This window comes from Paenarthrobacter sp. NPDC018779 (assembly GCF_044391085.1).
GTDB lineage: Bacteria > Actinomycetota > Actinomycetes > Actinomycetales > Micrococcaceae > Arthrobacter.
This window is the reverse complement of record NZ_JBIRZS010000018.1, coordinates 49,516-71,559: the sequence shown is the minus strand read 5'-3', so window position 1 is coordinate 71,559 and position 22,044 is coordinate 49,516. Positions and strand designations below refer to the sequence as shown.

21 protein-coding genes, 1 tRNA gene and 1 riboswitch are annotated in these 22,044 nt (G+C 64.7%); of the genes, 12 read left to right on the top strand and 10 right to left on the bottom strand.

The window, feature by feature from the left end; all coding sequences use genetic code 11:
- Positions 1-89: 89 nt before the first annotated feature.
- Positions 90-1,490 carry an MFS transporter gene (locus tag ACH488_RS16915; RefSeq protein ID WP_397325730.1) on the top strand — a complete coding sequence of 467 codons (1,401 nt, stop codon included), beginning with the start codon at positions 90-92 and terminating at the stop codon, positions 1,488-1,490.
- 31 nt (positions 1,491-1,521) lie between these two features.
- Here the strand turns inward: ACH488_RS16915 and ACH488_RS16910 are convergent, their stop codons facing one another.
- The 3 genes from ACH488_RS16910 to ACH488_RS16900 form a co-directional block, all read right to left on the bottom strand.
- Positions 1,522-1,995, bottom strand: coding sequence for a nuclear transport factor 2 family protein (locus tag ACH488_RS16910; protein ID WP_397325729.1), 474 nt, complete (start codon positions 1,993-1,995; stop codon positions 1,522-1,524).
- Positions 1,996-2,100: 105 nt separating this feature from the next.
- Positions 2,101-2,174, bottom strand: a tRNA-Gly gene (locus ACH488_RS16905).
- A 72-nt stretch (positions 2,175-2,246) separates the two neighbouring features.
- On the bottom strand, positions 2,247-3,788 hold the full coding sequence (locus ACH488_RS16900) for a D-alanyl-D-alanine carboxypeptidase family protein (protein WP_397325728.1): 1,542 nt from the start codon (positions 3,786-3,788) through the stop codon (positions 2,247-2,249).
- 194 nt (positions 3,789-3,982) lie between these two features.
- Here ACH488_RS16900 and ACH488_RS16895 point away from each other — a divergent pair, with 194 nt between their 5' ends.
- The gene (locus tag ACH488_RS16895) at positions 3,983-4,426 is read left to right on the top strand and encodes an SRPBCC family protein (protein WP_397325727.1); all 444 of its coding nucleotides are present in this window, start codon (positions 3,983-3,985) and stop codon (positions 4,424-4,426) included.
- 57 nt (positions 4,427-4,483) lie between these two features.
- Here the strand turns inward: ACH488_RS16895 and ACH488_RS16890 are convergent, their stop codons facing one another.
- The gene (locus tag ACH488_RS16890; protein ID WP_397325726.1) at positions 4,484-6,487 is read right to left on the bottom strand and encodes a CAP domain-containing protein; all 2,004 of its coding nucleotides are present in this window, start codon (positions 6,485-6,487) and stop codon (positions 4,484-4,486) included.
- A gap of 119 nt (positions 6,488-6,606) precedes the next feature.
- Between ACH488_RS16890 and dcd the strand changes: the two genes are divergently transcribed.
- Positions 6,607-7,182, top strand: a complete 576-nt coding sequence (dcd, locus tag ACH488_RS16885) for a dCTP deaminase (RefSeq protein ID WP_397325725.1) — start codon at positions 6,607-6,609, stop codon at positions 7,180-7,182.
- A 114-nt stretch (positions 7,183-7,296) separates the two neighbouring features.
- Here the strand turns inward: dcd and ACH488_RS16880 are convergent, their stop codons facing one another.
- The 3 genes from ACH488_RS16880 to ACH488_RS16870 form a co-directional block, all read right to left on the bottom strand.
- Positions 7,297-8,496 (bottom strand): cation:proton antiporter, encoded by a 1,200-nt coding sequence (locus ACH488_RS16880; RefSeq protein WP_397325724.1) that lies wholly within the window; start codon positions 8,494-8,496, stop codon positions 7,297-7,299.
- Positions 8,497-8,499: 3 nt separating this feature from the next.
- The gene (locus tag ACH488_RS16875) at positions 8,500-8,982 is read right to left on the bottom strand and encodes a cation:proton antiporter regulatory subunit (RefSeq protein ID WP_397325723.1); all 483 of its coding nucleotides are present in this window, start codon (positions 8,980-8,982) and stop codon (positions 8,500-8,502) included.
- A gap of 65 nt (positions 8,983-9,047) precedes the next feature.
- A complete protein-coding gene (locus ACH488_RS16870; RefSeq protein ID WP_397325722.1) occupies positions 9,048-10,451 on the bottom strand; it encodes an MFS transporter in 1,404 nt (467 codons plus the stop codon).
- 197 nt (positions 10,452-10,648) lie between these two features.
- Here ACH488_RS16870 and ACH488_RS16865 point away from each other — a divergent pair, with 197 nt between their 5' ends.
- The 6 genes from ACH488_RS16865 to mnhG are packed head-to-tail and all read left to right on the top strand — an operon-like array spanning position 10,649 to position 16,906.
- On the top strand, positions 10,649-13,636 hold the full coding sequence (locus tag ACH488_RS16865; RefSeq protein ID WP_397325721.1) for a Na+/H+ antiporter subunit A: 2,988 nt from the start codon (positions 10,649-10,651) through the stop codon (positions 13,634-13,636).
- Positions 13,633-14,133 carry a Na(+)/H(+) antiporter subunit C gene (locus ACH488_RS16860; RefSeq protein WP_397325720.1) on the top strand — a complete coding sequence of 167 codons (501 nt, stop codon included), beginning with the start codon at positions 13,633-13,635 and terminating at the stop codon, positions 14,131-14,133. Before ACH488_RS16865 ends, ACH488_RS16860 begins: the two co-directional genes overlap by 4 nt.
- Complete coding sequence (locus ACH488_RS16855; RefSeq protein ID WP_397325718.1) at positions 14,130-15,698, top strand: Na+/H+ antiporter subunit D; 1,569 nt, start codon at positions 14,130-14,132, stop codon at positions 15,696-15,698. The genes ACH488_RS16860 and ACH488_RS16855 overlap by 4 nt, the downstream gene beginning before the upstream one ends.
- The gene (locus ACH488_RS16850) at positions 15,695-16,258 is read left to right on the top strand and encodes a Na+/H+ antiporter subunit E (protein ID WP_397325717.1); all 564 of its coding nucleotides are present in this window, start codon (positions 15,695-15,697) and stop codon (positions 16,256-16,258) included. The genes ACH488_RS16855 and ACH488_RS16850 overlap by 4 nt, the downstream gene beginning before the upstream one ends.
- Positions 16,255-16,533, top strand: coding sequence for a monovalent cation/H+ antiporter complex subunit F (locus ACH488_RS16845; RefSeq protein WP_397325715.1), 279 nt, complete (start codon positions 16,255-16,257; stop codon positions 16,531-16,533). The genes ACH488_RS16850 and ACH488_RS16845 overlap by 4 nt, the downstream gene beginning before the upstream one ends.
- A complete protein-coding gene (gene mnhG / locus ACH488_RS16840) occupies positions 16,523-16,906 on the top strand; it encodes a monovalent cation/H(+) antiporter subunit G (protein WP_397325714.1) in 384 nt (127 codons plus the stop codon). Before ACH488_RS16845 ends, mnhG begins: the two co-directional genes overlap by 11 nt.
- A gap of 68 nt (positions 16,907-16,974) precedes the next feature.
- On the opposite strand, the gene ACH488_RS16835 is transcribed toward mnhG, so the two are convergent.
- On the bottom strand, positions 16,975-17,235 hold the full coding sequence (locus tag ACH488_RS16835; protein ID WP_387438201.1) for a DUF4235 domain-containing protein: 261 nt from the start codon (positions 17,233-17,235) through the stop codon (positions 16,975-16,977).
- A 36-nt stretch (positions 17,236-17,271) separates the two neighbouring features.
- Positions 17,272-17,985 (bottom strand): NUDIX hydrolase, encoded by a 714-nt coding sequence (locus ACH488_RS16830; protein WP_397325713.1) that lies wholly within the window; start codon positions 17,983-17,985, stop codon positions 17,272-17,274.
- A 153-nt stretch (positions 17,986-18,138) separates the two neighbouring features.
- Positions 18,139-18,274: riboswitch (TPP riboswitch) on the top strand.
- 78 nt (positions 18,275-18,352) lie between these two features.
- Here ACH488_RS16830 and ACH488_RS16825 point away from each other — a divergent pair.
- From ACH488_RS16825 to ACH488_RS16815, 3 genes are read left to right on the top strand one after another with little or no spacing between them, the layout of a single operon-like run.
- Positions 18,353-18,973 (top strand): ECF transporter S component, encoded by a 621-nt coding sequence (locus ACH488_RS16825; protein WP_397325712.1) that lies wholly within the window; start codon positions 18,353-18,355, stop codon positions 18,971-18,973.
- Positions 18,973-20,511 carry an ABC transporter ATP-binding protein gene (locus ACH488_RS16820; protein WP_397325711.1) on the top strand — a complete coding sequence of 513 codons (1,539 nt, stop codon included), beginning with the start codon at positions 18,973-18,975 and terminating at the stop codon, positions 20,509-20,511. The genes ACH488_RS16825 and ACH488_RS16820 overlap by 1 nt, the downstream gene beginning before the upstream one ends.
- The gene (locus ACH488_RS16815) at positions 20,508-21,302 is read left to right on the top strand and encodes an energy-coupling factor transporter transmembrane component T family protein (protein ID WP_397325710.1); all 795 of its coding nucleotides are present in this window, start codon (positions 20,508-20,510) and stop codon (positions 21,300-21,302) included. Before ACH488_RS16820 ends, ACH488_RS16815 begins: the two co-directional genes overlap by 4 nt.
- Before the next feature lie 114 nt (positions 21,303-21,416).
- On the opposite strand, the gene ACH488_RS16810 is transcribed toward ACH488_RS16815, so the two are convergent.
- Positions 21,417-22,019: a GNAT family N-acetyltransferase gene (locus ACH488_RS16810; RefSeq protein WP_397325709.1), complete on the bottom strand. Its 603-nt coding sequence runs from the start codon at positions 22,017-22,019 to the stop codon at positions 21,417-21,419.
- Positions 22,020-22,044: the final 25 nt, after the last annotated feature.

The window sequence follows — 22,044 nt, the reverse complement described above, 5'->3', positions numbered from 1 at the left end:
AGTTATCATCCCGATACGCTTCCACAATTGCTGCTGGCAACCATAGCGTTAAGTCCATCCCACCGAAACTCTCGATCCGAGGACTACTTTTGGCACCCCCACCGCCTTCAGCGGCAAACGTCAGCCAGCCCGTCATCGATTCCCTGTCCGCTGGTCCTTCACCGGAGATCAACCAGCCGGACACCGTCACCCAGCCACTCGCCGTCGTGAGCGAAAAGCTGCCCTGGCGGCACACCTTCATCTCATTGAAGGTCCCGAACTTCAGGATCTTCGCAATCGGCCACTTCATTGCCGTGATCGCCATCTGGATGCAGCGCATCGCGCAGGACTGGATGGTGCTCCAACTGTCCGGTTCTGTCACGGCGGTCGGAATTACCGTGGCCCTGCAGTTCATGCCTTCCCTTTTCCTAGGCCCTTGGGGCGGCATGATGGCCGACCGCTTCGCCAAGCGGAAAATCCTCATCATCTGCCAGTCGGCCGCAGCGGTCCTGGCCGCAGCCCTGGCGGCGCTGTCCCTCACTCACACGGTCCAGGTATGGCATGTCTACGTGATCGCGCTGGTGCTGGGCTTCGTCACCGTGCTTGACCAGCCTGCACGCCAGGTCTTCGTTAACGAACTCGTCGGCCCCAAGTACCTGCGCAACGCCATCAGCGTGAACTCCACTACCTTCCAGTTGGGCGGACTCATTGGCCCTGCGCTGGCCGGCTGGCTGCTTACTGCCGTGGGTGCGGGCTGGGCCTTCGCCGCGAACGCAGTAGCCTGCTGCTCCACTGTGACCATGCTGATGATCCTGCGCAAGGACCAACTGCACCTCAGCCAGCCGACGCCGCGGAAGAAGGGTATGCTCCGCGAAGGCCTGCAGTATGCGCTCGGCAAGCCCACCATTTACTGGCCGTGGTTGATGGCCGGATTCGTGGCGGTTTTCGCCATGAGCCTCCCAGTGCTGCTGGCCGCCTTCGCGGACCACGTGTACGACGCCGGTGCCGGAGGCTACGGCCTGCTGAACGCCATGGTTGCGCTCGGTGCGCTGACAGGGGCTGTGGCGTCCACCCGCCGCAGGGAACTGCGGTTGCGCTCGGTGGTGATGTCCGCCGGGCTGTACGGCCTGATGCTGGTGCTTTCCTCGGCCATGCCCTCGATGGTCTGGTTCAGCGTGGCGATGGTCCTGGCGGGATTCTGGTGCCTCATGTTCCTCACCGCTGCCAACCAGATGGTCCAAACGAGTTCCAACATGAGCATCCGGGGACGCGTGATGAGCCTGTACCTGGTGGTCCTCATCGGCGGTCAGGCGATCGGCGGCCCGGTGATGGGCTGGCTTGCCGAACACCTCGGACCCCAGATCGGCATCCTGATCGCGGGAGGCGTGCCGACAGCGGCGGCTGCGGTAGTCGCCGTCGTACTGGCCCGGAAGTCATCGCTGCAACTCAAAGTTGACCTACGGGATCGGCGCCGGGTGCTGCGGATCGTCGCACGGACCCGCACGGCCTGACGCCAGGCCGTGCTGCCCCGTCCAAGCGGTGTTACTGCGAAGCCGCCTGGACGGGAGCCTCCTGGGGACGTCCGTGGGTGACCCGGTGGCTGACGCGGTCTGCTGTGTCATCGGTGCGGACCAAATGTTCCACGGGCTCCATGTAGAAGCGAGCGTTGTTGATGGCGCCCTCCTCCACGCCGAAGATGACCACTCCGGTCAGCTCATGCGGTGTGCCGTCCCGCCAGGAACCCTGCATGTGCAGTTCGGTCCACACCTGTCCCGTGGTCACGCTGTGGGACACCATGCGTACCTTGATGTCCGGGACGCCGGTGAAGAGCTGCTCCCAATTGGTGCGGATGGTCTCCCGGCCAGTGAACCCCCGGGTGGGGTGGGCCGGAGTTTCATTGACGTAACCCGGCGAGAAGCACTCCGCCAGGGTTTCAAGATCGTGCTTGTTCGTGGCTTCCAGCAGGCGGTGGATGACGGCGAGCGGACCCGCCCCAGCATCGTCGGTGAGAGTCATTGGAGGACCTCCCGGATAGGTGATGTACCTACGATTTTAGGCTCGGGGCTCCACAAGAAAAGACCCTTGGCCGTGCGAAGTGGTTCGCATGGCCAAGGGTCTCGCTGGAGCGGGCGACGGGAATCGAACCCGCGTATCGAGCTTGGGAAGCTAGCGCTCTACCATTGAGCTACGCCCGCGTTGCTTCCGCATGAGCCGAAGCGAATCCCAGCTTAGCGCAGTTCCAGGGTTGTCCAGGACAAGGCGCGCTGCTACTTGAAAAGCTTCAGGCTGTTCCAGCCGGAGCCCACTTGGGAGTACGTGGTCCACTGGCCGCGGCCCAGGCCGTAGTTGTAGAGGTTGCCCTCCATGGTCTGGGCGGTTATTCCCCGAGTGCCCGCGCCGGTCAGGCCGAAGCTGGGGAGCAGGTTCCGCATGTACTGCCAGCCCGTTCCCATCGTCGTTGCCGGTCCGTAGAAGCCCGCCCAGCCATCGCCGCGGTAGTTGATGAGCTTGCCGGAACCGGTCCGGGCCAGGATGTCGTTGGCGCCGTCGCCTTCCCAATCAGCCATGGTCAGCTCCATGCCGTTCCAGCCCTTGCCGATGATCTGGGGACCGCTGAGTGCCCCGCCGAAGGTATTGGGGTAATAGCGCAGCACGCCGTCCGGGAAGTACCCAACCACGCTGGGCCGCGGGTGCGCGTGGGACCATTTGCCCACTGTGATGGTCATCTGGTCCCAACCACCGTTGCCCACCACGACCTGCCCGGCGAAGCCCCCACCAGGAAGTCCGCGGTAGACGCCAAGGACGCCGTTGTTCCATTGGGCGAGGATGTCGTAGACGCCATCGATGTCCCAGTCCACCACGAAGCCCTGTTTCAGGCCGGTCCAGCCGGAACCGATCTGGACAGGTGCCGCGTAGTTGCCCACCGCCGTCGCCGGGTAGCGCAGGAGCCTTCCGGCGGAGTCGGCGGCAACCAGGTCCGCACCGGACTTGATGCTCGCGCCGGCCGCCGTGTTGCCGGCGAAGTACTGCTCCATGGTGGGGTAGCCGCGCCGGTTCATATCCGTGGCCAACGCGACGCCAACGTACCGGAGGTGCCACGGCTCGTAACTGTAGCCCGTGGTGCCTGTGTAGCCGTTGGGGTACCGGACAATGAAGCCGTATTTGTGGGCGTTCGCGGCCACCCACTTGCCCGCGGCCGTGTCACCGAAGCAGGTGCTCAGCCCGCAGGAACCGTTCTGGTTGCCCACGTCCACGGCCAAGCCGGTCTGGTGCTCGCTGTAGCCGGGCCGGGCGGAGATGGTGTCTGCGTATGCCTGTCCGTAAATGCTGACGTAGTACGAGTACACCTGCTGCTGCTGGGCGTAGGATCGGTAGCCGCTCACGATCGAAAGGCCGCCCGTACCGGCATCCGCGGCGCCCTGGAAGAGGCCGTTGAGCCACGCAGCGGCTTCAGCGCGCAGGAACTGTCCCGAGCCGCGGGCGTTGATGAGGTCTCCGGGCGCATAGCTGGCCGGGTTCAGTGGCCTGGACTTGTTCACCAGCACCGAGAAGCTGGCGGGATCGCCCACCGGGTCCACACTGGGGAGCGGGTTGACCGTTGTGGGGACGGCGGCTAGGGCGGATAACGACGCCGGAGCGGACTGCGCTGCGACGGCCGCCTTCGCCGGCGCGGACTGCGCTGCGACGGCCGCCTTCGCCGGCGCGGCGACGGCAACACTGCCGGCCACGGCGATGGCGAGGAAAGCCGCCCCGGCAGCCAACCGCCGTCGTACTTTTCCTGCGAAAGTTTGTTGGTCTAAAGCCTGCATTACGCCCCCAAAGTGATTAATAGCAGCCGCAGGAACTCTACCCGGCCTGCGTGCGGCTGTCAGGTAACCATTCGGTCAAGGCTCGTGTGGCCGTGTGTCGCGGGCCAGCGCGGCTGACTATTCTGAAGGTGTTAGCTGCAGTGTATGGGGAACCGGGCTACGACCATTCGACCGTACGCCGAAAGAGGTTTTCCATGGCATTTGCAGCCCATGAAGTGGTGATCAGCAGGGACGCCATGACCGTGTTCGAGTTCCTCATGGACGGCATGAACAACTCTCTGTGGCGTACCGGAATCCGCAGCATCGAACTCCGTTCAGGCGTGCGCGGCGAGAAGGGCGCTGTGTACCAGCAGACCCTCGCCGGACCCGGAGGACGTCCCATCGCCGCCGATTTCGAGATCACCGAAGCCCGGCCGGGCGCGGAAGTGCGCTTCGAAGTGGTGGCCGGACCAGCCAGGCCCCATGGGGGCTACTACCTCAGCACCGAGGGAAAGACCACACGCCTCAGGTTCGCCCTGGAATACCACCCCAAGGGCTTGCAGAAGCTGATGAACGGAATGATCCAGAAGACCATGGAAGCTGAGGTTGCCCAGCTGGAGCAGCTCAAGACCGTGATCGAGTCGGATCCGGCAGCCTGACTGATCCCCCAGCCTGACGGATATCGCAGCCTGGTGGTTGCCGGGACAGATTGAGCCTTACTGGGCCAGTTTGAAACCACTCCAGCCGCCGCCCACGGTGACCGGCGTGGTGAGCCTTCCCGAGGTGAGGTCCCAGTACTCGAGGACGCCGTTGGTACCCAAACCGGCAACACCCGTGGTCCCCGGGCCGCCGACGCCCTGCAGCGCGCGGATGCCGCTGTAGTCAGTCCACGCCGCACCGACGATCGGACGCGCTTCCTGCCGCGGAGTGGCGAGCCCGCTGCCACGGTACAGGCGGAGATTGCCGTTCGCCTCCACCGTGAGCAGGTCCTGGAAGCCGTCCGCGTTGTAATCCACCATGCTCAGGCGCACAGCCGGGTTACCCGTGCCAATGGCTGACTGGCTCCGGATGTAGGACAGCCCCGAGTTCTTGTAGAGCCACAGACCGCCCGAACCATCCATGGCAACAATTTGGGGGAGCCGGTTGTTGGCGCACCACTGGCCCACGGAAATGGTGAGCGACTGCCACCCTTGGCCCAGGACACCCGGCGACCCAAAGCCACCGGAGGCCTTGCCCGGGTACACCAGCAGCTGCCCGTCGTTTCGTTGTGCGATCAAGTCGAAGACGCCGTCACGGTCCCAGTCGGAGACGAACAACTCCTTGAGCCCCGTGAAGCCTGCTGCGATCTTCCGGGCTGCGCCGTATTTCGCGTTGCCCAGGGACTGGTACGAGTACACCGAACCGTCCCCGCCCACCGATACGAGGTCGGCGGCGCTGCGGATGGAAGCGGATTTCAGATCCACCGTGGGTGGCTGGTGCTTGTCGCCCGGTTCGCAGGCACCCACCGGGTCCGTGGGAGGGGTAACCGTTCCACCAGGGCGGGTGGTGGTCCCGGCCGGCAACGTGGTGTAGCCGAAGAAGTTGACCACGCCCCACAAGGTGTAGCGGTTGGGGGTGGTCTGCCAATTGCCGTCCGTGTACGTGATGCCGATGCCCATCACGTTGAAACGCGGATCCCTGAGCAGCGCATCGTGGCCGGGCGAACCCTTCCACCACTCCACGAGTTGCGCGGCATCCCGGTCCCAGCGGACCGCGATGACCTCGCCTGCCCCGTTGTTGGGATTCATGGCGCGCGGGTCCGTCCAGAAATTGGCCCTGTGCTGGATCACTTCACGGCTGGCGATGTTGTTGGACCACTCCTGCGCCAGGTTGGCCACGGTTGCGTGGTACTTCACCGGAGCCAGGCCAAGGGAGGCCCGGTAGCTGTTGATGGCGTTGAAGACTGTGAGGATGGCGGCCGAGTTGTTGTCCGGCAGCAAAGCCAAGGCACCATCGCCCGTGGTGGGATCGCTGCTGGGCGCCTTGCCGGGGAAGGGGGTCTGGCTTGGAACCTGGCTGGGGCTTGGGGCCTGGGTGGCGCTTGGGCCCTGACTGGCGCTTGGGGTCGGCGCGGGAACCGGGCCGGTGGGCGTTGGGGTAGCCGTGGGCGCTGTTGCCGGTGCTGTTGCCGTTGGGGTCGGGGTTGGGGTGGCCGTCAGGGCGGGCGGTGCTGTGGTGCCCGGGCCAGGCGTCGCGCTTGCAGAGGCCGACGGCGTCACCTCCGGCGAGGGTCCAGCGGCCGGGGCGGAGGGCGTCGGGACAGGTGACGGCTCTGGATCAGAGGGTTCCGGGCCTGCGTCTTCGGCGCCGGGTACCTCGGAGGCGGTGGTCTCTGACGACGGGCCGTCCGGACCCCAGGACGGGCCGATGTTCGGAACGGGCGGGGGAGACTCGATGGTCGGTTCGACGGCGACCGGCCGGGTGGGCGCGGAGCCGGGCACCGTTGCAGGACCCGGTTCCACGGTGGGGCCGCTTGGCTCCCCACCGGGGGCGGCGGGTTCAGCCGAAGGTGAGTCGACCGCCGTCGTGCTTGGTTCGGGAGCCTTCAGGCCTGAAGGTGCGCTGCCGGACGGAGTTGTGCCGCCGCCCGGAACCGCCTCTGTTGCCGGCAGGAGTTGGCTGGAACCGGCTACTACCAGTGCCAGTACTCCGGCCACCACAATTGCCGCAGGCGCTGCCAATTTCCCCACAATTACCCCGCGAATGCTCGATGCCCCCAAAGTCCGGGCGCGGCTTAACCTGTCCGGGAACTATAGTCGCACGGGACGGCGAGGACAATGCATGCGGTATTTTTGATGCTGTGCTGATCTCTGACCGCGATATTCGTGCCGAAATTGACTCCCAACGGATTGTCCTTGAACCGTACGACCCCGCGATGGTTCAGCCGTCTTCCGTGGACGTACGGATCGACAGGTTTTTCCGGCTCTTCGACAACCACAAGTACGCCCACATTGACCCTTCAGAGGAGCAGCCTGAGCTGACGCGGCTGGTGGAGGTGGAGGGTGACGAGCCGTTCATCCTGCACCCGGGCGAATTCGTGCTCGGCTCCACGTACGAGACCGTGAGCCTGCCCGACGACATCGCTGCCCGCCTTGAGGGCAAGTCTTCGCTGGGCCGCCTTGGCTTGCTGACGCACTCGACCGCCGGCTTCATTGACCCCGGTTTCTCCGGCCACGTGACCCTGGAGTTGTCCAACGTGGCCACGTTGCCCATCAAGCTGTGGCCCGGCATGAAGATCGGCCAGTTGTGCTTCTTCCGCCTGACATCCTCCGCGGAGCACCCGTACGGCTCCGGTGAATACGGCAACCGCTACCAGGGCCAGCGTGGTCCGACGGCCAGCCGGAGCCACCAGAACTTCCACCGGACGGCTATCTAGGTCTCTGCACCGAGGGGTTGGCTCTCCCGGCTTTGGAACGTCCTTGGAGCCGGGAACTGACTCCTCGTTGGATCCCCGCCAGCACAACTCTCCCTCCACACTGCACGGCGGGGGTTAGGCCGGGGTGCGCTCGGGTGTGCGGGGCGGGGCTTTGGGAGTCTTGCGGAATGCCTTGACCACGGGCTCAACGAACCGGGCGGCCAGCGGGCCCATGACGGCCATGATGAGGACGTAGGCCGTGGCGAGGGCCGCGAGGTCATGCGGCACGGCCCCGGAAGCGACGGCCAGGCCGGCGATGACGATCGAGAACTCGCCGCGTGCGATCAAGGCTGCGCCGGCGCGGAAACGTCCGGGCACTGCGATCCCTGCGCGCTTGGCTGCCCAGAACCCCGTCAGGATCTTGGTGGCCGCGGTGAGGACGGCCAGCAGCAGTGCTACGCCGAGGACTGGCGGAATGGACCGCGGATCCGTGTTGAGGCCGAAGACCACGAAAAAAATCGCTGCGAACAAGTCACGCAGCGGTTCGAGGATTCTGGTGGCGTTGTGGGCCGTGGCACCGGAAATGGCGATGCCCAACATGAACGCACCAACAGCGGCGGAAACCTGCAGCGCCGAGGCGATGCCGGCAACCAACAGCGCAAGGCCCAGGACGTTGAGCAGGAACACCTCGGAGTTCTCGCTGTGGATGGCCTGGGAAACGCGGTGGCCGTGCTTCAACGCGATGACCAGGATGACCGTCACGACGGCGAGTGCGATCCCTACGGTTTGCAGCCCGCCGAGGAAACCAACGCCGGCCAGGATCGCGGTGAGGATGGGCAGGTAGATGGCCATGGCGAGGTCTTCGAAGACCAGGATGGAGAGGATTACCGGCGTTTCGCGGTTACCGATCCGGCCGAGGTCCGTAATCACCTTGGCCGCGATCCCGGACGAGGAAATGTACGTCACGCCGCCCATGACGATCGCTCCCACCAGGCCCCAACCGAGGAGCACGGCAATGCCCGCACCGGGGATGAAGTTCATGATGAAGTCCAGGACGCCGGCTTGCCAGGAACGCCGCAGCCCGGTGACAAGTTCGGATGCCGTGTATTCCAGGCCAAGCATCAACAGCAGCAGGATCACGCCGATTTCGCCGGAAAGGTGCGCGAATTCGTGCATGCCGTCCAGTTTCACCAGCCCGCCGGCGCCGAACGCCAGGCCGCCCACCAGGTAAAGCGGAATGGGTGACATGCCGATCCGGCCAGCCAAACGGGCCAGCAGCCCCAGGCAGAAGACGACGGCGCCCAGTTCCACCAGGGCTAGCGCGAGCGGATCCACGGGTCAGCCGTTGCGGAGGATGCCGGCGGCCGAGTCAAGACCTTCCTGCGTGCCGACAGCTACCAGCAGGTCGCCAAGGTGAAGAACGACGTCGGGTGCCGGCGACGGGACCACCTCGCCTTCGCGCATGATCGCCACGATGGAAACCCCACTGCGGGTGCGGATCTGCGCTTTGCCCATGGGTTGGTTGACGAACGGGGAGTCGGCTGTGATGGAGAACTGGCGGGTCACGATGCCGGGGATTTCCCGGTGTGCCTCGGCCAAGCGCATGGCAACGTGCTGGCCGCTCAGGAGGTTGCCCAGGCAGGACGCTTCGTCCGCGGTCAGCGGAATGGAGGCCTGGCATGTATCGGGATCGTCCCACGTCGAGACGAAAAGCTCGGTTTCGCCCTCGCGGTGCTCAACTACGCCAATACGACGGCCAGAAGCCGTGACGAAATCCTTGCGGACACCAAGGCCCGGGAGTTCGGTCTCTTCCACGTTCATATGTACACCTTAACTCTCTTGCAACCGCCGGGAAGCGGCGTTCGCGCTCAGCTGTAGCCGGGCGTTCAGTTGTCCGGGACCACGGCGATCCTGGTCTTGCTGGGCGGCTTGACCGGCAGGATCACCAGCAGCCCCGCCAACAGGACCACCATGATCCCGAGGATGCCCCATCGTTGGGCTCCACCTTCTTCAACAATCGGAGCAGCAATTGTGATGCACAGCGTGAAGAGACTGGGCGCCAGGAAGCTTACGGCGCGTCCGGTGGTGGCGTAAAGGCCAAAGAGTTCGCCGGATTCTCCGCTGGGAGCAAGCCGGGCCAGGTAGGCGCGCGAGGAGGACTGGGCCGGGCCCACGAACAGGCAGAGCAGGAGTCCGAACACCCAGAAAGTGTTGGTTCCGGGCCACTCGTTGCCGAAGAAGACGTAGCTGCCGTTGCCCAGCACCAGGATGACGGTTCCTGCAACGAGCAGGCCCACCAGCGATATGACGATCACTGCCTTGGGACCGATCCTGTCATCGAGGAAGCCGCCGATGATGGCTCCCACGGCTGCGACCACGTTTCCGAAGATCGCAAAGAAAATGACGTCCTTGAGCTCGAAGCCGAACGTGCCTGCCGCGATCACCCCGCCAAAGGTGAACACAGCGGCCAAACCATCGCGGAAGATTGCGCTGGAAAGAAGGAAGAAGATGGTGTGCGGGCTGGTCCGGTAGATCGCCCCGATGCGCTTGAACAGCAGGCGGTAGGAGGCAAAGAAGCCCAGGGACGCGGCATCCTTCCTGCCAGGGAGTTCGGGTACGGCGAACAGCACCGGCAACGCGAAGATGAAGAACCACAACGCGGAGAAAACGGCCACGAGCCTGATGTTCAGGGAGTCCTGGGTAGAGGAGCCAAACCATTCAAAGGACGGTTGGACGAACAACTGAAGAACCAGCAGCAGTGCCACGATGCCGCCGAGGTACCCCATGCCCCAGCCGAAACCGCTGACCTTGCCGATGTTCCGGGGCGTGGAGATCTGGGCCAGCATGGCGTTGTAGTTCACGCCGGCGAACTCGAAGAACACATTGCCCAAAGCGATCAGGCAGACCCCCAGCAACAGGAACCCCGGCTGGGGAAAGACGAAGAAACACAAAGCCGTGAGCACGGCCGTGGCAGCGGTGTTCACCCCAAGCCACAGTTTCCGCCGCCCGCCGGCGTCCGAGCGCTGGCCGGTCACCGGTGCCAGCAAGGCGATGGCGAGCCCGGCCACCGCCAGGGCGGCACCAAGGGCTGCCGACGCCGTGTCCTCTCCGCCGAACGCGTTCGAGGTCAAATAGACGGTGAAGACGAACGTGGTCATGACGGCGTTGAAGGCTGCCGAGCCCCAGTCCCAGGCCGCCCAGGCGAGGATCTGACCCTTCTTGGAGGCAGCCGGGCCGGAGGCAAGCTCGGACGGGGGAGGGGAAGCTTCGGGAACTGCGGCCGCGTTCATGCCTGAATGCTATCGGGACGCGACGGCGGTCCGTGGTGCGACAGACCGCGGGCTTCACAAGGGCGGAGGTTGTCCACATAGCGCACTTTCCGGCGAAAACGCCCTTAACCCCTTGATAAACTGGAACAACCGAACCCAACGTATGCACCGCTTGCTCCAACTTTTGACAATTCCTTCCTGACTTTGCGGAGACAACATTGATCACAGTTCTCGCCATCACCTTTGTCGCGGCAACTGTGGCGCCTTTGATCTTCAGCAAACTCGGCAGGAACGCGTTCTACGCCCTTGCGGCGGTACCGGCAGGCGCTTTTATCTGGTTGGTCTTCCAATACGCACCTGTCTATTCAGGTAGCGGCCTCGAGGAAGTCCTGCCCTGGATCCCCGACCTGAAGCTTGAATTCGCTTTCAGGATGGACGCCCTGGCATGGGTGATGTCCTTGCTGATCCTGGGCGTCGGCACCTTGGTGCTGGTCTATTGCGCGCGCTACTTCAAGGACAAGGACCCTGGGCTTGGCGGCTTTGGGGCCCAGTTGCTTGCCTTCGCCGGGGCGATGTTCGGTTTGGTGACGTCCGATGACCTGTTGATGTTGTTCATCTTCTGGGAACTCACCACCATCCTCTCCTACCTGCTGATCGGCTACGCCCGCACCCGCCTGGCCGCCCGCCGGTCTGCCTTGCAAGCGCTCATGGTCACCACGGCCGGTGGCCTTGCCATGCTGGTGGGCCTCATCATCCTCGGCCAGGCTGCGGGCACCTACCGTATCTCGGCCATCCTCGACCAAGCCGGGACGCTCATGGCCGGACCCATGCAGGACGCGGTGACTGCCGCCGTCGTGCTGGTCCTGGTGGGTGCCATCACCAAATCCGCGCTTGTCCCGTTCCACTTCTGGCTCCCCGGAGCCATGGCCGCGCCCACTCCCGTAAGTGCCTACCTGCACGCAGCGGCGATGGTGAAGGCGGGTATCTACATCGTTGCCCGCCTGGCGCCGGGCTTCTCCGAATCGGACTTCTGGCTGCCGCTCGTCCTGGGGTTGGGCCTGGCCACCATGCTGATCGGCGGCTACCGGGCACTGCGGCAGACGGACATCAAGCTCATCCTGGCCTACGGCACGGTCAGCCAGCTTGGCTTCCTCACCATGGTGGTGGGGCTTGGCCAACCCGATGCCGCCCTTGCGGGGCTCGCGCTGCTGCTGGCGCACGGGCTGTTCAAGGCCACGTTGTTCCTGGTGGTGGGCATCATCGACCACCAATCCGGCACCCGCGATATCCGCAAGCTGTCCGGCGTTTTCCGTTCTTCGCGCGCGCTCGGCGTGGTGGCTGCCATTGCGGCGGCGTCCATGGCCGGTGTTCCTCCCTTGGCCGGGTTCGTGGCGAAGGAGTCCGTCTTCGAGACGTTCGTCCCCTACGCCACGGGGCACGATGCGCCGGTGTGGGGCATCTGGATCCTGGTTGGGCTGGTGGTCGGATCGATCCTCACCTTCGCCTACAGCGCGCGTTTCATGTGGGGTGCCTTTGCCACCAAAGCTGGTGTGGAGCCCACTCCTTTCAAGCCCATCAAGCCGGCTTTCCTTGCGGCTCCCGCGATTCTGAGCTTCCTGACCATCGCCTACGGACTCTGGCCGGTTCCAGTGGACACGTGGATCCAGCCGTACGCGGCGCTGTTCGCGGACCGTGAAGGAGCGCCCGACGCCGGTCACCTCGCTTTGTGGCATGGCCTCACTCCCGCTTTGGGCCTGACAGCGCTGACGTTCGTGCTGGGCGCGGCCATGTTCTACGGCCGTAACGCAGTGTCCCGCGTCCAGGGCCTGGTTCCCGACTGGATCGATGGCGATCGGTCGTACCAGCACACCATCGGCGCGCTCGATGACATCGCCGTATGGGTCACGGGCCGCACCCAGCGTGGTTCGCTGTACTTCTACCTGACGGTCATCCTTACGGTTGCGTTCGCTGTTCCGCTCGCAGCCTTGATCGCGGCCAACAAGCCCCTTCCGGAAGGCGTGTACTTCGTCGATCCCAACTCTCCGCTGCAAATCATTGTGGGGATCGGGATCATTGTTGGCGCACTCGCGGCCGTCCGGGCCAACAAGCGGTTCCTCGCCGTCCTCATGGTGTCCGTGACGGGCTACGGCATCGCCCTGGTGTTCGCGCTGCAGGGCGCACCGGACCTCGCCCTGACCCAGATGCTGGTGGAAACCATCGTGCTGGTGGCCTTCGTGCTCGCGATGCGCAGCCTGCCCGCCGAACTCCGGGACCGCACCGGCGGACGGCTGCGGGTGATCCGCGTGATCATTGGTGCAGCATTCGGCATCACCATGATCTTCGTGGCGATCTACGCCATGGGTGCCCGCGTGGCTACGCCGATCTCCCTGGACTTCCCGCGGCTGGCCTACGAGGGCGGCGGCGGTTTGAACGTGGTCAATGTGACCCTGGTGGATATCCGTGCGTGGGACACCTTCGGTGAGATCTCGGTGCTGGCCGTCGCCGCCACCGGTGTGGCCAGCCTGATCTTCGTGCGCAGCCGCGGCGACCGCATCAGGACCTCAGCGGCAGTGCCGGAAGGCAGCGTGGGGCGCCGCACCGACGTCGAACGTGACTCCCGGGACAGCGCCACGCTGGCTGTGGCGCGGAAGTTCAGCGACGTTACCCGCGACGCCTGGCTTGTAGCCGGCCGGACCCTGGCTCCCGAGCGCCGCTCGATCATTTTCGAGGTGGTCACCAGGCTCATTTTCCACTCGATGATCGTGTTCTCCATCTATCTCCTCCTGGCCGGCCACAACCTGCCCGGCGGCGGTTTTGCAGGCGGCCTGACGGCAGGCCTGGCACTGACCATCCGCTACCTCGCGGGTGGCCGTTTCGAGTTGAGCGAAGCCGCGACGGTGAGTGCCGGAACGCTGCTGGGAACGGGACTCGCGACGGCGGCTGCCTCCGGTTTGGTGCCGCTCTTCCTGGGCGGACAAGTGTTCCAGAGCGCCATCATCGAGTTCTGGCTGCCCGTGTTCGGGGACATCAAGTTCGTGACCTCAACGATTTTCGACATCGGTGTGTACATCGTGGTGGTGGGGCTGGCGCTGGACGTCCTCCGCAGCCTTGGCGCGGAAATCGATGAGCACTTTGAAGGCAAGGGCGCGCCCATCGCAGAGGATGACGCCGCTGAGACAGCCGCGGCCGGGAAGGGTAAAGCATGAGTATCAACCTGACCTTGCTGATCGTCATGGGCGTCCTGTACGCCTGCGGCATCTACCTCATCCTGGAGCGCAGCCTGACCCGCGTGCTGCTGGGGCTGATGTTGCTTGCCAACGCCACCAACATCCTGATCCTCACCACCGGCGGCTACGCAGGGCTGGCGCCGTTGTTCACCAAGGAGACGGACCCCGGGACGTACAACGATCCGTTGCCGCAGGCCCTGATCCTGACTTCGATCGTGATCTCCTTCGCCGTCACCGCGTTCATGCTTGGCATTATCTACCGGACGTGGGCCCTGGCGCGGCAGGACGAAATCCAGGATGACATCGAAGACCGTCGCGTCGCCCAGACGCCGAGCTTCGATGCCGAAGACGACGCCATTGTGCCGCTGGAAACCTCGGAATTCGCCATCACCCCGTCCACTCCGGAAGAACGGCTGCACCCGGAAGAAACGGAAACCCCCAAAACGGCCCAGAGCCGGGAAGGAGGCAGCGCGTGAACCTCGCAAACCTGTCACCGCTCGCTGTCCTTCTCCCCATCCTCGGTGCCGCACTGGCCTTCGTGCTGATCCGGCACACAGCCGCCCAGCGCGCCGTCAGCATCGGCATCCTGAGCCTGACGCTGCTGCTGGAATCCTTCCTGCTGATTTCTGTGTGGGACGGTGGCACTACCTCAGTGACCCTCGGTGGCTGGTTGCCGCCGTGGGGCGTGGTGTTGGTGGTGGACCAGTTCTCCTCGCTCATGCTCGTGGTGTCTACTGTGGTGAGCCTCGCGGTCCTGATCTACGCCACCGGCCAGGGCATGGCCGATGGCGACCAGGAAGCGCCGGTCTCCATCTTCCACCCGACGTACCTGATCCTGGTGGCAGGTGTTTCCAACGCCTTCCTCACCGGCGACCTCTTCAACCTGTACGTGGGCTTCGAAATCCTGCTGACCGCGAGCTACGTCCTCATGACGCTCGGCGGAACAGGTCCCCGCATCCGGGCCGGCGTGACGTACGTGGTGGTTTCCGTGGTCTCCTCGGTGCTGTTCCTGATCGCAATCGCCATGATCTACGGCGCCACCGGGACCATCACCATGGCGGACCTGGCCATCAAGCTGGCGGAACTGGACCAAGGCACGCAGAACCTCCTGCACGTGATGCTGCTGGTGGCCTTCGGCATCAAGGCCGCTGTGTTCCCGCTGTCCTTCTGGTTGCCCGACTCCTACCCCACGGCACCTGCTCCGGTCACCGCGGTGTTTGCCGGCTTGCTCACCAAAGTTGGTGTTTACGCGATGGTCCGCACCGAAACGCTCCTGTTCCCGGGGGACACACTCAACACGCCCTTGATGATCGTGGCGTTGCTGACCATGGTGGTGGGCATCCTCGGTGCCTTGGCCCAGAGCGACATCAAACGTCTGCTCTCCTTTACCCTGGTCAGCCACATTGGCTACATGGTGTTCGGCTTGGCGATGTCCTCCATCACGGGGCTTGGGGCCGCGGTGTTCTACGTGGCGCACCACATCACCGTCCAGACCAGTTTGTTCCTGGTCACGGGTTTGATTGAGCGGCGCGGAGGTTCGTCCTCAATCGACCGTCTGGGCGGGCTGGCCAAGCTTTCCCCGCTGCTTGCGTTGTTGTTCTTTGTCCCGGCCATGAACCTGGCTGGCATACCGCCGTTCTCCGGGTTCCTCGGAAAGCTCGGCCTCCTGCAGGCAGGCGTCGAGCTTGGCACGCCCCTGGCCATCATCCTGGTGGTGGGCGGCGTCGTCACGAGCCTCCTGACCCTGCTCGCCATCGCCCGCGTGTGGAACAGGGCCTTCTGGCGCAAGCCCGAGGATGCTGAATACCCGGATCCGGTGCTCCTGACGCCCGGCCGTGCCGGTGTCCTTCCCCGGACCATGGTGGGTTCGACGGCCGGACTGGTGGTCTTCGGCGTAGCGCTGACTGTCTTCGCCGGACCGCTTTTCCAGCTGTCCGGCGGTTCAGCCGAGATCATGCTCGACCGTTCGGCCTACATCCACTCCGTCCTGGGTGACAACGCTCCGGTGCCGGCAGCGGTGGAGACAGGCGGTGCCAAATGAGCCGCAAACCGATCTCTTTCCGCACCGAACTCCCACTGCTGATCTGGCTGGTGATTGTGTGGGGCGCCCTGTGGCGGGATTTCAGCCCTGGCAATCTGTTGTTCGGCGCGCTCATCGCCATCGTGGTGGCCAAGCTGTTCTACCTGCCGCCCGTTGAACTGAGCGGCCGCTTCAACATCCTCCGCGCCATTCCCTTCGCCTTCATGTTCCTCGGCAAAGTGGTGGCAGCGAGCTTCCTGGTCCTCTACCTGGCCGTGGTCAAGGGACCCAAGGTGCGCAGCGCCGTCGTCGCTGTTCCGCTGCGGAGCCATGCCGACCTCATGGTGACGGCCACCGGCCACGTCATATCCCTGATCCCGGGCTCGCTGGTGGTGGAAGTGGACCGCTCCACCTCCACGCTCTACCTGCACGCCCTCAACATCTACGGAGAGGAAGATGTGCGGAAGATCCGGCACGAAGTGCAAGACATCGAAGCCGGACTGATCAGGATCATGGGCACCCGCGAGGAAGTGGCAGCCCTCCGGACTGAAGCCACCGGCATGGAAGGAGCATCACTGTGAAAGAACTGGTCCTCATAGTTACCGCTGTGATCCTCAGCCTCGCCGCGGCAGGGGCGATCATCCGGATCGCCGTCGGGCCTTCGTTGCTGGACCGCGTGCTCGCGTCCGACGTGCTCTTGGCTATTCTTGGCGCTGCGCTGGCCGTGGATATGGCCGTCAACCGGCACCTGAACAACCTCATGCTCCTGGTTGCCCTGACGGTGATCGGATTTATCGGATCAGTGACCGTGGCCCGGTTTGTGGCTGAGCGAAGGGGCCAGGCCAATGACTCCTGATGCAAGCGGCGTCGACCTCGTAGTAGATGCCGTCACGGCAGTCTTCCTGGTGGTGGGCGCCCTGATGTCACTGGGTGCGGCCATTGGATTGTTGCGCTTCCCGGACCTCATGAGCCGCATGCACGCGGCTACCAAACCGCAGGTGTTGGGCCTGTTCCTCATGCTCGCCGCGATCGGCCTGCAGATGCGCACCTGGTGGGTGTGGCCCGTGCTGCTGGTGGCTTGGATCTTCCAGTTGCTCACGGCACCCGTTGCTGCCCACATGGTGGGGCGTTCGGCCTACCGTACCAAGCATGGGCACCGCGAATTGCTCACCAAGGACGAACTGGAAGCCGTGGTGCAGCGGGCAGCCGAAGGACGCTCGGAGGACTAGGCCAACGCGGGGTCACTTCCGGCCCATCCCGACGTCCACCATGGGCCGGAAGTGACCCCGCGTTGGTGTTAGACGATGTCTTGGGACTTGGCGAAGCGGGCGATTGCGCGCTGCGTACCCCGGCTGGCCAGGACCTGGATGAGGGTGCTGACAAACGCCGAGATGAGGGCGAACGTCAGTGCTGAGCGGAGGCTCGTTTCCATGTCATCGTTGCCTTTGGGCGGCTTGTTGCCCGTGGCTTTTTCCCATCCCTTGTTGACCAGCTTGGTGCCAAGGAAACCCGCGCCGAGGCTCACGCCTGCGCCCAGAAGCTTGAGGAAGAAGTTCATGCCTTCAGCCTAACCTCACAACCCGGAGGATCCTGCTTAGCCCCGGCTCGCCCTCTCCTTGAGGAAGGCGGCCAGGGAGCCCGGTGGTGCCAGTACGGGAACCACCTTATGATCCGCGGTCCACATGGCATCAACGGAATCGAAACCGGAGATTTCCTTGAGCAGGTAATACGTGGGCGGCATGAGTTGCAGCTTGCCCTCGGCCTCCGCGGACAGGATTCCGTCAACGGGCATCCACAGTGACTGCCAGGCCTCGGTGGTCTGGTGTTGCGGTGCGGTGTCCGGGGCAGGCTTGGCGACGTAAAAGTAGGTATCGAACCGCTTGGGCATGTCCACCGGCGTGATCCAGTTGGCCCACGGCCGCAGGTCGGCCGGATCCAACGTGAGGCCGGCTTCCTCCTGGACCTCGCGGATGGCGGCGGCGAGAACGGTGCCGGCGCTCTTGCCTGCCTGTCCGCCGGTCGTGGGGGAATCGGGTTCTGCTGCGGCGATTGAGCTCAGTCGCCACTCCTTGGCATGCCGTTCCAGAAGCCCGGGTGAGTAGTCCCATCCTGCGGAATCCGCGGCGTCCACGCGGCCACCGGGGAACACCACCATCCCCGCCGCGAAGTCCATGGTGGACACCCGGTGCTGGACGAAGGCCTCCAGCCCAGCAGGCGTATCGCGCAGCAGGATCACGCTGGCCGCAAGGCGGGCTTCGGCCACTGGCTTGGCTGCGTCAGGATGGCTTGGACCGGGAGTTTCCGTCATGCAGCCATTGTCTCAGCTACGTTGCGGGGCCTGTTGTGCGCCCTAAGGTCGGGGAATGGCGCGTAAAGCAGGCCCCGCAACGGATTTATGACCAGCCGCATGACCCCGCAAACCCCTTCAGGTGTAAACTGAACCACGCCCATAAGGGCAGATTGATAACGACAGGGGAGCGCCGCCGTCGAACCTGCAGCGATGCAGGAGACGCGAGGGCGCTGAGAGTGCGGACAGCCGCAGACCCTCGAACCTGATCCGGTTAGTACCGGCGCAAGGGAGTCGAGCTTCTCAGAGTGTCCGGACCAGGGCGGCGTGAGCCGGCCGGGGTATCCGGGGAGCACTTTCCCCTCCTGTAACCTCAGGAGGCAAAGAAATGACCACGGCAAGCGTGAAGAAGACCAGTAACAGCTGGCGTGTTGTAGACATTGTGGTGGCAGCGTTGATCGCCATCGCCGGCGGCGTGATTTTCTGGGCATGGTCCCAGGGCGCCGCAATCGTATCCATCCCCATGAACGCGGCCTACCCGCCCCTTACCGGCCTGATCGCCGGCGGCTGGATGATCCCCGCAGTGCTGGGCATGCTCATCATCCGCAAGCCGGGTGCGGCGCTGTTCTGCGAGGCTGTGGCCGCCACCGGCGAGCTCATCATGGGCTCGCAGTACGGCACCACGGTGCTGATCTCCGGCATCCTGCAGGGCCTCGGCGCCGAGCTGGTGTTCGCTGCGTTCCGTTACAAGAAGTTCAACCTGCCCACCTCGCTCCTGGCGGGTGCCGGTGCTGGACTCTTCTGCGGCCTCAACGACTCGTTCCTCCCGTGGGGCTGGAACATCGCCTACGAGGCCGTGGACAAGCTGGCGTACATCGCATTCTGCACCCTGTCCGGCGCGATCATTGCCGGTGCGTTGTCTTGGGTAGCTACCCGTGGACTCGCTTCCACTGGCGTGCTGAGCGCTTTCGCGTCCCGCAAGGCTGCGTCGGAGCCCGTCTTCAACTGATGGCCGCCACAAACAGCGGCCAGCCTGCCGCCATCTCCGCCGAGGGCTGGGGATGGCGGCACGCCGGGCGGTCCGCCCCTGCCATCCACGGACTGGACCTCCGGATCGAACCCGGGGAGCGCGTGCTCCTGCTGGGTCCCTCCGGAGCCGGCAAATCGACGCTCCTGCACGCCCTTGCCGGGGTGCTGGGCGACGAGGAAGACGACTCGGATGAAACAGGCTCACTGCTGATCGACGGCGCACTGCCGCGCGAACAGCGGGGCCGCGCCGGTTTGATGCAGCAGGACCCGGAAACGCAGGTGGTCCTGTCCCGCGTGGGCGACGACGTAGCGTTTGGTGCCGAGAACCTCGCCGTTCCGAGGGCAGAGATTTGGGCTCGCGTCCATGAAGCGCTCGACGACGTCGGGTTGCGTACCGCTGCAGGTGGCGGCCTGGCACTGGACCACCCGACGGCGGCACTCTCCGGAGGGCAAAAGCAGCGCCTTGCGCTTGCCGGAATTCTGGCGATGCGGCCAGGGCTGCTCCTGCTGGACGAGCCGACAGCCAACCTGGACCCGGCGGGAGTGCTGGAAGTCCGCGACGCCGTTGGCCGCTGCCTGGACAAGACCGGTGCAACCCTGGTGGTGGTGGAGCACCGGGTGTCCGTGTGGAAGGACCTGGTGGACAGGATTGTGGTCCTGCAACCCGGCGGTGGGGTCCTCCTGGACGGGCCGCCGGATCGCGTGCTTTCCGAGGCACGGACCATGCTCATTGATGCCGGCGTGTGGGTTCCCGGCTATGTCCCGCGGACCCGGGGCAGGAAGGCCGACCCTACGGGACCGGCACCGTTGCTTCTGGCGGCACAGGACCTGGCTGTGTCCCGGGAAAAACCCCGTCGCCGGGGATTCAAGAGGATCCCACCCGTGCCTGTCCAAGCCGGGGTTACCGCGCAGGTCAGGGCCGGACAAGCGTTGACCATCACGGGTCCGAACGGTGCGGGCAAGTCAACGTTCGCGCTCACGATGGCGGGCCTCCTGGCGCCGGTTCACGGCAAGGTGTCTGCCGCCGTCGAACTTTCCCAAGGCGCCGGAATCGATCCGTTCAAGTGGAAAGCAGACCAGCTGATCTCCCGCATCGGTACCGTTTTCCAGGAACCGGAGCACCAGTTCGTCACGGGCAAGGTCCTGGATGAGCTCATGTTCGGCCCCAGGCATCTTGGCCACGGCGAGGAACGAGTGGACGAACTGCTTGAGCGGCTGCGGCTGACGCACTTGGTGGACGCGAACCCCTACACCCTTTCCGGCGGCGAGAAACGAAGGCTGTCCGTGGCCACTGTCCTGGCCGCGCATCCCCAAGTGCTGGTGCTCGACGAACCCACGTTTGGCCAGGACGCGAACACGTGGGCCGAGTTGGCCTCGTTCCTGTCGGAGCTGCTGGACCAAGGCACGGCCGTAGTCTCGGTGACCCACGACGAGGAGTTCAGCGCAGTCCTGGGCGGTACGGAATTGCGGCTCACGCCAGCGAACCAGGCCGAAAAACAGGAAGCAGGTGCCGCATGAGGGAGGCACTGAGCCTGGGGAGCAACCATGCGCTCCTGACGCGGGCCAACCCCTTGGCCAAGTTCGTGGCCGTCTTCCTGATTTCCATGGTGCTGGCCCTGTCCATCGACTGGGTCTCGGCGTCGATTGCGCTCGTGGCAGAGCTTGCGCTGTTTCCACTGGCCGGGCTGACGGTGCGGCTTCTGTGGGTCCGTGCGTGGCCCCTCATCATCGCGGCAGCGATCGGCGGCTGGAGCACCGCGATCGTGGCGCCGGACAGCGGCGCTGTATTGCTCGACGTCGGACTTTGGTCCATCAGCGAAGGTTCCCTCCAGCTGGGGCTGGGTTTCATGCTGCGCGGCTTGGCGATCGCCCTGCCGGCGATCTTGCTGATGACCTGCACCGACCCGACGGACCTGGCCGACGCGCTGGCGCAGAAAGCCCGGCTGCCGCACCGCTTTGTCCTGGGATCGCTCGCGGCGATGCGGCTGGTGGGTCTGATGGCGGAAGAATGGCAGACCATCGGCATGGCTCGGCGTGCGCGTGGAGTCGGATCGCAGGGAAGTCCGATGCAACGTTTGAAGGCCACGCTCGGGCAGAGTTTTGGGCTCCTTGTCCAGGCCGTCCGGCGGGCCTCCAGGCTGGCGGTGACCATGGAAGCCCGGGGCTTCGGCGGTGGCAAGCGGACCTGGGCACGCGAATCCACGTACTCGCTGCTGGATGTGTGGGTGTTGCTCGGTGGGGTGCTGATTGCCGTTGCCGCTGTGTTGACGGCCGTGGGGGCAGGGACATGGAGTTTTGTCTGGCGGTAAGCCGAGCGAAGTGCACCTCGTGAGGCTGCGCTTCAACCGCGCGAAGTGCAAGGCATGAGACAACAGAGGGAGCCGTGGACCTAAGCCCGCGGCTCCCTGCTTCGGTGGGGCCTTTTAGCGGTCCGCGTTGTCCGCCTGGATCTCGTCGAAACCGGCACGGGTCAGGAACCCAAGCTGGGCTTCCTTTTCTTCCAGCTGGACGATCGGTCCCAGTTCGAAGCACGTCGCTTCGAGCCGGCGAAGGGCCTTGGCGTTGCGGGCATCCGGTTCCACGATGATCCGGTCCTTGCCCGGCACGGAGAACATGTACTTGATGAGTGAGGTTGCCAGTCGCGGCGTGAAGTGCGGGATGGGACGCGTGGCCGGCGCCAACAGGAGGTGCATTCCGATGTCCCCTTCGCGCGCAGCGTAGACCTCACCCACGGGATCGTGCAGCGGTTCGTAGGTCTGGAACAGGGCCAACGGCTCGCCGTCGAGGACCACCAGGAACGCGTGGTGGGTGTCCAGGGAGTCCAGGAACTCGTAGATGCCCAGGACTTCCTCGCGCGACTTTTCCGTCATGCCCCAGAACTTGGCGCGTGGCTGCGAAACCCACTCGTAGACGAAGTCGATGTCCTCCGCAGGAACCAAGGGGACAATCCGGAGCGAACCCCAGCCCTTAAGCTCTTCGGCGTAGATGGTGGTGCGGACGGCGAAGTCCTGGGTGGTGGTAGTCATGTGCTTCCTTTTGTGTGATGCGATG